10 protein-coding genes and 1 tRNA gene are annotated in these 11947 nt (G+C 54.6%); 5 read left to right on the forward strand and 6 right to left on the reverse strand.

The window, feature by feature from the left end; all coding sequences use genetic code 11:
* Nucleotide 1: 1 nt before the first annotated feature.
* Nucleotides 2–250, reverse strand: a complete 249-nt coding sequence (locus tag OC597_RS13245; protein WP_262209036.1) for a helix-turn-helix domain-containing protein — start codon at nucleotides 248–250, stop codon at nucleotides 2–4.
* 212 nt (nucleotides 251–462) lie between these two features.
* Complete coding sequence (locus OC597_RS13250; protein WP_262209038.1) at nucleotides 463–1098, reverse strand: carbonic anhydrase; 636 nt, start codon at nucleotides 1096–1098, stop codon at nucleotides 463–465.
* A gap of 330 nt (nucleotides 1099–1428) precedes the next feature.
* On the opposite strand from OC597_RS13250, the gene OC597_RS13255 reads away from it, so the two are divergent.
* Nucleotides 1429–2130 carry a hypothetical protein gene (locus tag OC597_RS13255; protein ID WP_262209039.1) on the forward strand — a complete coding sequence of 234 codons (702 nt, stop codon included), beginning with the start codon at nucleotides 1429–1431 and terminating at the stop codon, nucleotides 2128–2130.
* A 182-nt stretch (nucleotides 2131–2312) separates the two neighbouring features.
* Here the strand turns inward: OC597_RS13255 and OC597_RS13260 are convergent.
* The 3 genes from OC597_RS13260 to lptF form a co-directional block, all read right to left on the reverse strand.
* A tRNA-Leu gene (locus OC597_RS13260) sits at nucleotides 2313–2397 on the reverse strand.
* A 304-nt stretch (nucleotides 2398–2701) separates the two neighbouring features.
* Nucleotides 2702–3772 carry an LPS export ABC transporter permease LptG gene (gene lptG, locus OC597_RS13265; RefSeq protein ID WP_262209041.1) on the reverse strand — a complete coding sequence of 357 codons (1071 nt, stop codon included), beginning with the start codon at nucleotides 3770–3772 and terminating at the stop codon, nucleotides 2702–2704.
* A complete protein-coding gene (gene lptF / locus OC597_RS13270; protein ID WP_262209042.1) occupies nucleotides 3772–4866 on the reverse strand; it encodes an LPS export ABC transporter permease LptF in 1095 nt (364 codons plus the stop codon). The genes lptG and lptF overlap by 1 nt, the downstream gene beginning before the upstream one ends.
* A 280-nt stretch (nucleotides 4867–5146) precedes the next feature.
* Here lptF and pepA point away from each other — a divergent pair, with 280 nt between their 5' ends.
* The 4 genes from pepA to OC597_RS13290 all read left to right on the forward strand — a co-directional run bounded on the left by pepA (nucleotide 5147) and on the right by OC597_RS13290 (nucleotide 10790).
* A complete protein-coding gene (pepA, locus tag OC597_RS13275; protein ID WP_012005018.1) occupies nucleotides 5147–6658 on the forward strand; it encodes a leucyl aminopeptidase in 1512 nt (503 codons plus the stop codon).
* An 84-nt stretch (nucleotides 6659–6742) separates the two neighbouring features.
* Nucleotides 6743–7192, forward strand: coding sequence for a DNA polymerase III subunit chi (locus OC597_RS13280; RefSeq protein WP_012005017.1), 450 nt, complete (start codon nucleotides 6743–6745; stop codon nucleotides 7190–7192).
* Between the two features lie 13 nt (nucleotides 7193–7205).
* Nucleotides 7206–10082, forward strand: coding sequence for a valine--tRNA ligase (locus OC597_RS13285; RefSeq protein ID WP_262209044.1), 2877 nt, complete (start codon nucleotides 7206–7208; stop codon nucleotides 10080–10082).
* Nucleotides 10083–10286: 204 nt separating this feature from the next.
* Nucleotides 10287–10790, forward strand: a complete 504-nt coding sequence (locus OC597_RS13290; RefSeq protein WP_099065048.1) for a GNAT family N-acetyltransferase — start codon at nucleotides 10287–10289, stop codon at nucleotides 10788–10790.
* Between the two features lie 55 nt (nucleotides 10791–10845).
* Here the strand turns inward: OC597_RS13290 and OC597_RS13295 are convergent, their stop codons facing one another.
* Nucleotides 10846–11853 (reverse strand): acyltransferase family protein, encoded by a 1008-nt coding sequence (locus tag OC597_RS13295; RefSeq protein ID WP_262209047.1) that lies wholly within the window; start codon nucleotides 11851–11853, stop codon nucleotides 10846–10848.
* Between the last annotated feature and the right edge of the window lie 94 nt (nucleotides 11854–11947).

The following is an 11947-nucleotide window of genomic DNA, read 5'->3' on the forward strand; positions in this document are numbered from 1 at the left end:
CTCACCACTCCTGATCCCAGGTCTTGGGATCTACCGGCTTGCCGCGTGGAGTGACCTGTAGCTCCAAGTCCAGCGCAGCAAGCAGTTTGAATAACGTCTCCAGCCGGGTTCCGTTCGGGTTGTTTTCAAAGGCGGAAACCGTGGCCTGCTTTAATCCGATGCTGTCAGCGGTTTTACTTTGGCTCTGGTTACGCTTTTTACGCTCGTTGCGTAATGTATGTGCCAGCATCTGTGCAGAGGTGATTTTCATTTTATCCTCCCAAGCGGATGAAATGAGTATTATCCCCTGTAGCGGATAAATCAAATGTTATCCTCTATAGGGGATAGATGCCCTCGCCATATCGAAGGATCTGCTATGACTTTTAGTGAGTATCAAAAGCGGACATGATTCTTTAGATCTACCCCTAAAAAAATCCACGCCGAAACGTGGATTCAATTCGATAGTTAAGGCCAACCATCACTTTATTCGAAGTGAACTGCAGGGTTATCCGCCAGTGAAACGAAATTCTTCGTATTTTTATCCAGCGTGCGGATCTCGCCACTTTCGATGTCGTACACCCAACCGTGCAGACGCAGGCCGTTGTTGCGCAGACCCACGGCAACGGACGGGTGAGTCTTAATATTATTTAGCTGGGCTATTACGTTCTCTTCGACCATGGCGTTAACTTTGTCGATTTCGCTATCCCACGTTTTCTTCTCTACCACCGCTTTTGCCGCGTCAGCATAGTGCAGCCAGTGGGCCACAGCAGGCATCGGGTCAAGACACTGGCAAGAAGCTATAGCTTTCATGGCACCACAGTTCGAGTGGCCGCAAATCACGATATCCGTGACGCCCAGTGCAACAACCGCATATTCAATGGTCGCCGACACCCCACCCGGTTCCGGGCCAAAGGAAGGAACGATGTTGCCTGCGTTACGGATAACGAAAAGCTGCCCCGGTTCTTGCTGAGTCACAAGCTCGGGTACCAGGCGGCTGTCAGAACACGAAATAAAAAGCGCTTTAGGGTTCTGGCTGGAGGCAAGGCTGCGGAAGAGTTCCTTACTCTGTGGGAAAATATCTTTCTGGAAGCTGAGGAAACCTTCAATGATATGTTGCATAGCACGCTCTCTGGGTCTGTAGTCTCGATAACATGATAATCATCACTCCCGGTTAGTCCAGCACCTCTTAGACAGAAAAGGAGCGTTCAGGGAACGGCAACGATGAAGGCGTTTTCTTAACCACGTCCCTGATATCATTGGAAACCGCATTCAAGTCTTGAACCTCTGCCTACGGCAGTCTAACCCCAAGACTAAAAGTGCTAATATTATGTTCATATTCAACTCTGAAAGATAAAATATTATCACCACGGTTAAAAACAGCATCTTTACTTCCTGACACAAACCATCATCCCTACGTCAACATATCTTATTGAAAAGGAAGCACACGGAATGGCTCAGATGAAAAAGTTATGGTTGATTCTCCCCTTCATATTCGGGTTCTCCAGCGCGGAAGCTGACTTGTTGTCCCCTGCAGAGATTGATCAGTCTATTTTCGCCAAAGACAGCGATTTTTCAGATCAGTTTTATTTCAAAGGGCCGGGAAACAAGCAGTTGCAAGCCACATCCTGCGCCGACTTTTACCAAAAATATCAACAGTTCGGGCCACCGGTTGAGCAATCCAGGAATGCGATGGATTTTAATACGCTTCGGCAATATCTGGGGGCTTGCCTGGTTAATCACGGTTTACAGGCAGGCTCATTCACTGCTGGCCATAAAGGGTTGGTTATTGGCGCACCAACCAGCTTACCGGAGCGGTTACCCGCATTGATGTATCAGGCAATAAGTAATGAAAGCGTCAGGCTAAGAGATCAAAAGGTTCGTGCAGGAAAATCCCTGAAAGCAGTAGATACGTCCATCCATTTTGTAGATAGAAAAGACGGTGTCCTTAATCTGGCTGATAACAGTGACGGCAACTATGCGATTGATTTCTTAGGGGCGGGCCGTGCGATGACTAATGGGGAAAAAGTGTATGTCGTGGAACAAAGCTACAGCGTGGAAAATGCGACCTATCGCAGTACACGCTATTTCCTGCTGAAACCTGAAAAAGACGACCGCTACGGTGTAGAAACTGAAGCGATTACCTTTCCATAAACAGGGCCAAGCTCATTCTGAGCTTTTAGCACTCAACGAATTTCTGTCTACTCTGTTTTTAATCTGGCGATGAAATCGAGCATATCAGCATGACTGACGACACAGCCTTCATCCACATCAAGCCACGAATTCCAGGCACAAAAAAACCACCTTTCGGTGGCTTCTTGTTCACGCTGTACTAATGGTGCCGAAGGCCGGAATCGAACCGGCATGCCTCGCGGCGGTTGATTTTGAATCAACTGCGTCTACCGATTTCGCCACTTCGGCACTGCAAGTAGTATGCGGAAAACGTGGGCATTATACCTTTCAGCGATCCGCGTGCAACACTTATCCGTTGTTCAAAGAGTTAAGTGCTGAAAAAAGCGCCGACGGGGTCACATTTAGCTCATTTTGTGGGCGCAGCAAGCAGTGTCTCTACGAATAACATCGGTGATAACGTGCGGCAAACGGCACGGGCGCAGCATGCAGCGCCCCTACGTATTAATATCAGCAGGAGCGTGCCACCAGGCGCCACAAACAAAAAAGGCGCAACCCAATGGGCTACGCCTTCTTAAAACTGCCTGTCGTGCCGCTACTTGCGTTTTAGCAGCATATAAACGCTGATCAACAAGAACAGCATGCTTGGCAGCAACGCACCCAGCACCGGTGGCATGTTGTACACCAGGCTCAGCGGGCCGAATATCTGGTCCAGTACGTAGAACAGGAAGCCGAAGCTGATACCGGTCACCACACGCACGCCCATCGGCACGCTACGCAGCGGCCCGAAGATGAACGACAGCGCCATCAGCATCATCACCGCAACGGAAAGCGGCGAGAACACCTTGCTCCACATGTTCAACTGGTAACGGCTGGCTTCCTGGCCGCTCTGCTTCAGGTACTTCACGTAGTTGTGCAGGCCACTGATGGAGAGAGAGGTTGGATCCAGCGCCACCACGCCCAGTTTGTCCGGGGTCAGGTTGGTTTTCCATTCGCCGGTCAAGGTTTGGGTGCCGGTCACTTGTTTCGGGTCGGTCAGATCAGAAGTATCCACCTGCGAAAGCTTCCACACGCCGTCTTCAAAGCTGGCGGTCGCGGCATAACGCACCGTCTCCAGCCTGCGCTGGTCGTTGAAGTGGTAGATATTCACGCCGGAAAGCTCTTTCTCGCCCGCAACGCGTTCGATGTAGATAAAGTCGGTACCGTCTTTCGCCCACAGGCCGTTCTTGGTGGAAAGCAGTGAACCGCCGTACATCTGCTGCGCACGGTAGTTACGCGCCATCTGGTCGCCCTGCGGTGCCACCCACTCGCCAATCGCCATGGTCAACAGCACCAGCGGAATGGCGGTTTTCATCACCGAACCGGCGATCTGTATGCGGGTAAAGCCAGAAGCCTGCATCACCACCAGTTCACTGCGCGTTGCCAGTTGCCCCAGGCCGAGCAATGCGCCCAGCAGAGCCGCCATCGGGAAGAAGATCTCGATGTCCTTCGGCACGCTCAGCAGGGTAAACATCCCGGCGCTCAGCGCCGTATACTCGCCCTGGCCCACTCTGCGCAGCTGATCGACGAACTTGATGATGCCGGAAAGCGACACCAGCATGAACAGCGTCATGATGATGGTGTTGAAAATTGTCTTACCGATATATCGGTCTAAAACACCAAACATCAGGCCGCTCCTCTCAGGCGTGCACGCAGCTTACGCATCGGCACGGTATCCCACAGGTTCAACGCCAGCGCGATCGCGAAGTACGCCGCGTTGACCACCCACAGCCATATCATCGGATCCAGCTTGCCCTTGCCGCCGTTAGAACGCAGCGAGGTCTGCAGCAGGAAGAATATCAAATACAGCAGGATGGCCGGCAGCATGCTCAGCACGCGGCCCTGGCGTGGGTTCACCACGCTGAGCGGTACCACCAGCAACGCCATAATCACCACCGACAACACCAGCGTCAGGCGCCAGTGGAACTCGGCACGCGCGTCCGGGTCGTCAGACGCCAGCAGCGTCGTCATCGACATCTGCTCGGCCTGGTTGCCGTCCACGGCGACTGCACGGTGGCCTACCACGGCTTTATAGTCGTTGAAATCGGTAATGCGGAAGTCACGCAGCAGCGCGGTACCTTCAAAGCGGGTGCCCTTGTCCAGCGTCACCACCTGCGAACCGTCTTTCATCTGGTTGATCTGGCCGTGCTCGGCCACCACCACGGAAGGGCGTTGGTTGCCGTTCGGCCGCAGTTGCGCCAGGAACACGTTGTTGAAGGTGCTGCCTTTAACGTTGCCGATAAACAGCACCGCGTTGCCGTCTTGCGAGGTTTTGAACTGCCCTTCCGCCAGCCCGGCAATACTGGGGTTGGCTTTGGCTTCGCTGAGCACCACGTCCTGATAGCGCGAGGCCATGGGGCCTGCCCAGAACACGTTGACCGCCGCCACAACGGAGGTCATCAACGCCAGCATCATAGCCGCGATGATCAGGGTTCGTTTACCCAGTCCGCAGGCATGCATGACGGTGATTTCGCTGTCGGTATACAGCCGCCCAAGCGTCATCAATAGGCCGAGAAACAGGCTTAATGGCAGGATTAGCTGCGCCATCTTCGGCACACCCAATGCGAGCAAAGAAAGAACTAAATTTGTCGGGACATCGCCGTCCACCGCATCGCCTAACACCCTGACTAAATTCTGACAAAAGAAGATCAGAAGCAGGATGAACAAAATCGCGATTTGGCTCTTTAGCGTTTCCCGTACCAGATATCTTATGATGATCACGCTTATTACGCCTGTGAAAACTTGTCTTTTTGCAGGAAAATCGATAGTTTCATCGCTAATCCGCCATTTATTCTCATCATATGGCAACCGACACAGCTAAAATAGTATTACAACATCTAGCATTTGGGTGTCCTATAGGAACTTGCCTATAGTCGCCAAAACAGAGCAATTTACGCCGTTCAGGTTAACATAACTCGTTAACTCAATGGCGGGAGATCGTTACGGAGTGCGTCATTCTAGCCGTAGCGCCTGCCTTTGTCTTTAAGATTCAGGAGAGTGCATGGAGTTCAGTGTAAAAAGCGGTAGCCCGGAAAAACAGCGCAGTGCCTGTATTGTAGTCGGCGTTTTTGAACCGCGCCGCTTGTCCCCTATCGCAGAACAACTCGACAAAATCAGTGATGGTTATATCAGCGCTTTGCTGCGCCGTGGCGAACTGGAAGGTAAAGTCGGGCAGACGTTACTGCTGCACCATGTACCTAACATTCTCTCCGAACGCATCCTGTTAATTGGCTGTGGCAAAGAGCGCGAGCTCGATGAACGCCAGTACAAACAGGTGATTCAAAAAACCATCAATACCCTTAACGATACCGGCTCCATGGAAGCGGTCTGCTTCCTGACCGAGCTGCACGTGAAAGGCCGCAACACTTACTGGAAGGTGCGTCAGGCGGTGGAAACCGCAAAAGAAACGCTCTACACCTTCGATCAGCTGAAAAGCAACAAAGTGGAGCCACGTCGTCCGCTGCGCAAGATGGTGTTCAACGTGCCGACCCGTCGTGAACTCACCAGCGGCGAACGTGCGATCCAGCACGGGCTGGCGGTGTCTTCCGGCATCAAAGCGGCGAAAGATCTCGGCAATATGCCGCCGAACATCTGCAACGCCGGTTACCTGGCCTCACAGGCTCGCCAACTGGCGGACGCCTTCAGCACCAACATCACCACCCGCGTCATCGGCGAACAGCAGATGAAAGAGTTGGGGATGAACGCCTATCTGGCGGTTGGCGCTGGTTCGCGTAACGAATCATTGATGTCGGTGATGGAATATAAGGGCAACCCGAACCCGGACGCTAAGCCAATTGTGCTCGTCGGTAAAGGACTGACCTTTGATGCCGGCGGCATCTCGATCAAACCTGCCGAAGGCATGGACGAGATGAAGTACGACATGTGTGGCGCTGCCACCGTGTACGGCGTGATGCGCGTAGTGGCGGAACTGAACCTGCCGCTGAACGTGATCGGCGTACTGGCCGGCTGTGAAAACATGCCGGGCGGCAGCGCTTATCGTCCAGGCGACGTGCTGACCACCATGTCCGGCCAGACCGTCGAGGTGTTGAACACCGACGCCGAAGGCCGCCTGGTGCTGTGCGACACCCTGACCTACGTTGAGCGTTTCGATCCGGAGCTGGTGATTGACGTTGCCACCCTGACCGGCGCCTGCGTGATCGCGCTGGGCCACCACATCACCGGGCTGATGTCGAACCACAACCCGCTGGCGCACGAACTGATCGGCGCGTCCGAACAGGCCGGCGACCGTGCGTGGCGCTTGCCGATGTCCGACGAGTACTACGAGCAGTTGGACTCCAACTTTGCCGATATGGCGAACATTGGTGGCCGTCCGGGTGGAGCTATCACAGCGGCCTGCTTCCTGTCGCGCTTTACCCGCAAGTACAGCTGGGCACACCTGGATATCGCCGGCACCGCCTGGCGCTCCGGCAAGGCCAAAGGGGCCACCGGTCGTCCGGTCGCCTTGCTGTCGCAGTTCTTGTTGAACCGCGCCGGGTTAAACGGCGACGATTAAATCTGAGTGGTAATTCAGGTATAATCCCGAGGGGCACAGCATGCTGTGCCCCTACACTTTTTATAGGCAGCGGTGAATCAGACCATGAAACAGGCAACGTTCTATCTAATCGAACACGCGGAACCCGCAGGTGCGCTCAGCGCGCATGAGGCCGTGGCCTGCGCCGTTGCCGCCGAACGCTGGCGTTCCGGCAAGCGGGTGTTGATCGCCTGCGAGAGCCAGGAACAGGCCCAGCGGTTGGACGAAGCGCTGTGGCAGCGCGATCCACACCAGTTTGTGCCACACAACCTGGCCGGTGAAGGCCCGCATTACGGTGCCCCGGTCGAACTGTGCTGGCCCGGCAAACGCGGTAACTCCCCGCGTGACCTGCTGATCGCCCTGCTGCCGCAGTTTGCAGATTTTGCTACTGCTTTCCATGAAGTGGTAGACTTCGTCCCATACGAAGACACCCTGAAACAGTTGGCGCGCGACCGATATAAAGCTTATCGCAGCGTCGGCTTCCATTTGACCACGGCCACGCCGCCAACTCACTGAACAACGATATAAAATGGAAAAGACAAACAGTCACCTCGATACCGCCTACGACCCGAAAGAGATCGAACAGAAGCTGTACGATCACTGGGAAAACCAGGGTTACTTCAAGCCCAATGGCGATACCAGCCAGGAAAGCTTCTGCATCATGATCCCGCCGCCGAACGTCACCGGCAGCCTGCACATGGGGCACGCCTTCCAGCAGACCATCATGGACACCATGATCCGCTACCAGCGCATGCAGGGTAAAAACACCCTGTGGCAGGCCGGTACCGACCATGCCGGTATTGCTACCCAGATGGTGGTTGAGCGCAAGATCGCCGCAGAAGAAAACAAAACCCGCCATGACTATGGCCGCGATGCGTTCATCGACAAAATCTGGCAGTGGAAGGCAGAATCCGGCGGCACCATCACCCGTCAGATGCGCCGTCTGGGCAACTCCGTGGACTGGGAGCGCGAGCGCTTCACCATGGACGAAGGCCTGTCCAACGCGGTACGCGAAGTGTTTGTCCGCCTGCACAAAGAAGATCTGATCTACCGTGGCAAGCGCCTGGTGAACTGGGATCCAAAACTGCGCACCGCCATCTCCGATCTGGAAGTGGAAAACCGCGAGTCCAAAGGCTCCATGTGGCACCTGCGCTACCCGCTGGCCGACGGCGCTAAAACTGCCGAAGGCAAAGATTACCTGGTGGTCGCCACTACCCGTCCGGAAACCGTGCTCGGTGATACCGGCGTGGCCGTGAACCCGGAAGATCCGCGCTACAAAGATTTAATCGGCAAAGAAATCATTCTGCCGCTGGTTGGCCGCCGCATCCGCATCGTCAGTGACGAACACGCCGATATGGAAAAAGGCACCGGCTGCGTGAAAATCACCCCGGCGCACGACTTTAACGACTACGAAGTCGGTAAACGTCACGGCCTGACGATGATTAACATCCTGACTTTCGACGGTGATATCCGTCAGGAAGCGGAAGTGTTCAACACCCTCGGCGAAATCTGCACCGACTACTGCAACGAAATCCCAGCCCAGTTCCGTGGCCTGGAGCGTTTCGCGGCGCGTAAAGCCGTGGTAGCCGCCTTTGAAGAGTTGGGCCTGCTGGAAGAGATCAAACCGCACGACCTGACGGTGCCTTACGGCGATCGCGGCGGCGTGGTGATCGAACCTATGCTGACCGACCAATGGTACGTGCGTACTGCCCCGCTGGCGAAAGTGGCGGTGGAAGCGGTTGAGCAAGGTGAGATCCAGTTCGTGCCGAAGCAGTACGAAAACATGTACTTCAGCTGGATGCGTGACATTCAGGACTGGTGTATCTCGCGTCAGCTGTGGTGGGGTCACCGTATCCCGGCCTGGTACGACGTGAACGGCAAAGTCTATGTTGGCCGCAACGAAGAAGAAGTGCGTAGCGAGAACAACCTGGGCCCAGAAGTGGTGCTGAACCAGGACGAAGACGTGCTGGACACCTGGTTCTCTTCCGGCCTGTGGACCTTCTCTACCCTGGGCTGGCCAGAGCAGACCGACGCGCTGAAAACCTTCCACCCGACCAGCGTGATGGTCAGTGGCTTCGACATCATTTTCTTCTGGATTGCGCGCATGATCATGCTGACCATGCACTTTATGAAGGATGAAAACGGCAAACCGCAGGTTCCGTTCAAAACCGTCTACATGACCGGTCTGATCCGCGACGACGAAGGGCAGAAGATGTCCAAGTCGAAAGGTAACGTGATCGACCCGCTGGACATGGTTGACGGCATCTCGCTGGAAGACCTGCTGGAAAAACGCACCGGTAACATGATGCAGCCGCAGCTGGCGGAGAAAATTCGCAAGCGCACCGAGAAGCAGTTCCCGAACGGTATCGAACCGCATGGCACCGACGCCCTGCGCTTCACCCTGGCGGCACTGGCTTCTACCGGCCGTGACATTAACTGGGACATGAAGCGCCTGGAAGGCTACCGCAACTTCTGTAACAAGCTGTGGAACGCCAGCCGCTTTGTGCTGATGAACGCCGAAGGCCAGGACTGTGGCTTCAACGGCGGCGAGAAAGTGCTGTCGCTGGCGGATCGCTGGATCCTGGCTGAATTCAACCGTACGGTGAAAGCTTACCGCGAAGCGCTGGATACCTACCGCTTCGATCTGGCCGCCAACATTCTGTACGAATTCACCTGGAACCAGTTCTGTGACTGGTATCTGGAGCTGACCAAGCCGGTCGTGAGCAACGGCAGCGAAGCGGAACAGCGCGGCACCCGCCATACGCTGATCACCGTGCTGGAAGCCCTGCTGCGCCTGGCGCACCCGGTGATCCCGTTCATTACCGAAACCATCTGGCAGCGCGTGAAAACCCTGACCGGCGAAACCGCAGACACCATCATGCTGCAGCCGTTCCCAGAGTACGACGCCGCGCTGGAAGATACGCAAGCGCTGAACGACCTGGAGTGGATCAAGCAGGCGATCACCGCGGTACGTAATATTCGTGCCGAGATGAACATTGCACCAAGCAAACTGCTGGAAGTGTTGCTGCGCAACTGCAACCCCGACGCTGAGCGCCGCGTGCAGGAGAACCAAAGCTTTATCCAGCGTCTGGCGCGTCTGGAGTCGATCGCCCTGCTGCCTGCCGGTGACAAAGGCCCGTTGTCGGTCACCAAACTGGTGGACGGTGCCGAGTTGCTGATCCCTATGGCCGGCTTTATCGATAAAGACGCCGAGATCGCGCGTCTGTCGAAAGAGATGGGCAAGCTGGATGCGGAAATCGCGTCGATCGAAGGCAAGCTGTCTAACGAAGGCTTTGTGGCGCGTGCGCCAGAAGCCGTGGTCGCCAAAGAGCGCGAACGTCTGACGGCCTGCAAAGAAGGCAAAGTGAAGCTGCAGGAACAGCAGGCGACCATCGCCGCGCTGTAATCTGTCGGTTCGCTGCAACTGTTAAAAACAGCGGGGACTTCCCCGCTGTTTTTTTTATTGCCGTTGCATCTGGCCCGCTTAAGATGTTATTACAAGATATTAATGCTGCATGGACGCCGCCGGGATAAAACTCCGGCGCGTTTTTGTCTGCAACAAAAATGAAATTTCGGAACCACTAAGGTTCTTCTTATGGCGAGTGTAAATATGACAACAGCAACCCCAGTACGTCTTCTGGTGCGCCCAATAACGGCTGATGATAATGCCGCTATTGCTAATGTCATTCGCGAAGTCTCCGCCGAGCACGGTTTGACAGCGGACAAAGGCTATACCGTTTCCGACCCCAATCTGGACGTCTTGTATCAGCTCTACAGCCTGCCACGCAGCGCTTACTGGGTGATAGAAGTCGATGGCAAGATTGCCGGGGGTGGCGGTGTTGCGCCGCTGCAGGGCGGTGAAGACGATATTTGCGAATTACAGAAAATGTATTTCCTGCCGGTTTTACGCGGCCAGGGCCTGGCAAAACGCCTGGCGCTGCAGGCACTGGAGTTCGCCCGTCAACAGGGCTTCCGCTGTTGTTATTTAGAAACCACCGCCAGCCTGACGCAGGCCATCGGCCTGTATGAGCATCTGGGCTTTGAGCATATCGACCAGGCGATGGGCACCACCGGGCATGTCGACTGCGAAGTCACCATGCTGAAGACGCTGTAATCTTGCTACTGCGCCCGCGGTAATCACGGGCGCAGCATGCAGCGCCCCTACGCCCTCACCCCGCCTTCTGTTCTTTCCCCGTCACCCCGCCCTTGATAGCCAACTCAATCCGGCTCAGCACCAGGCTGGTCAGGTACGACACGGCAATTAACAACAGCAGGATCAGTGGCGTATAGCGCGGCGCAAAGATCAGCTTTTGAGTGAAGTAATAGCAATAAAAACTGTGGGTCAGCCACATGTACAGCGAATGCTTGCCCAGTTCGCTCACCACCCGGTTCACCGTACTGCCCAGCCCATCGGCGGTTTTCATCAGCGCGATAATAAACAACGGTGTCACCAGCAGCAGCCCCGGGTTATGGGCGACAATAAACACGGCCACCGTCACCATCAGCAAGATCAGCGGATGGGTGCGGCTCAGGGTGGTGATCAGTTTCACCAGCCACGAGTTCGGTGGCATTTTCTGGCTGCGGCCAAACACCATGCCAAAGCCAAACGGCAGCAGCCAGGTGCAATATTCGATCAACACTTCTGGCGCCCCGGCGACATACTGCAACCCCTTGCCACACAGCGCCGCCAAAAACAGCAGCCCCAGCAATGGGCCGATATTCAAGCGCGATAACAGTGGCAAAGAGAGCACGTACAAAACATAGAGTTTAAAGAACCACCACTCGCTGTTATAAGTGGATTTAATGCCAATCAGGTTTTCGAAAAACAGCGACGGCGACAGGGAATATCTTTCGCCCGGAAAGAAGATGATGCCGATCGGCACAAAGATAAACAGCACTATCCAGTAGCTGATATATAAGTTTTTCAGCTTGCCCCAGATATATTTAAACGAGACTTCTTTTTTCAGCGAGAATCCGTAACCGGAGAGAAACAGGAACATCGACACGCAAATCTTGCCGAACAGACCAACAAACATCTCAATATCGACGCTGTTAACCATATGATAAACCGGGATGTCCGGACTAATACGGCTCGGGTAGGCAAACAGGTGGTGGATTAACATCAGAATGATGGCAATCCCTTTTAAATAATTAGATTTATTAATCGAAATTTCCATATTTCTTAATATCTTATCCAATAACAGGTTTCGCCATCATATAGCAGCTTTTTTACTCTGACACCCTCTTTCCAGATCGGATAAGTCTCATATT

The sequence above is a fragment of the Serratia proteamaculans genome (genome assembly GCF_946227095.1).
Taxonomy (GTDB): domain Bacteria; phylum Pseudomonadota; class Gammaproteobacteria; order Enterobacterales; family Enterobacteriaceae; genus Serratia; species Serratia proteamaculans_E.

Bases quoted from the DNA above. Each gene is read 5' to 3' on its own strand.
- OC597_RS13245 (WP_262209036.1), bottom strand. From the start codon at position 250: ATGAAAATCACCTCTGCACAGATGCTGGCACATACATTACGCAACGAG.
- lptG (WP_262209041.1), bottom strand. From the start codon at position 3,772: ATGTTTGGTGTTTTAGACCGATATATCGGTAAGACAATTTTCAACACC.
- OC597_RS13295 (WP_262209047.1), bottom strand. From the start codon at position 11,853: ATGGAAATTTCGATTAATAAATCTAATTATTTAAAAGGGATTGCCATC.
- OC597_RS13290 (WP_099065048.1), top strand. From the start codon at position 10,287: ATGACAACAGCAACCCCAGTACGTCTTCTGGTGCGCCCAATAACGGCT.
- OC597_RS13255 (WP_262209039.1), top strand. From the start codon at position 1,429: ATGGCTCAGATGAAAAAGTTATGGTTGATTCTCCCCTTCATATTCGGG.
- OC597_RS13280 (WP_012005017.1), top strand. From the start codon at position 6,743: ATGAAACAGGCAACGTTCTATCTAATCGAACACGCGGAACCCGCAGGT.
- OC597_RS13250 (WP_262209038.1), bottom strand. From the start codon at position 1,098: ATGCAACATATCATTGAAGGTTTCCTCAGCTTCCAGAAAGATATTTTC.
- pepA (WP_012005018.1), top strand. From the start codon at position 5,147: ATGGAGTTCAGTGTAAAAAGCGGTAGCCCGGAAAAACAGCGCAGTGCC.
- OC597_RS13285 (WP_262209044.1), top strand. From the start codon at position 7,206: ATGGAAAAGACAAACAGTCACCTCGATACCGCCTACGACCCGAAAGAG.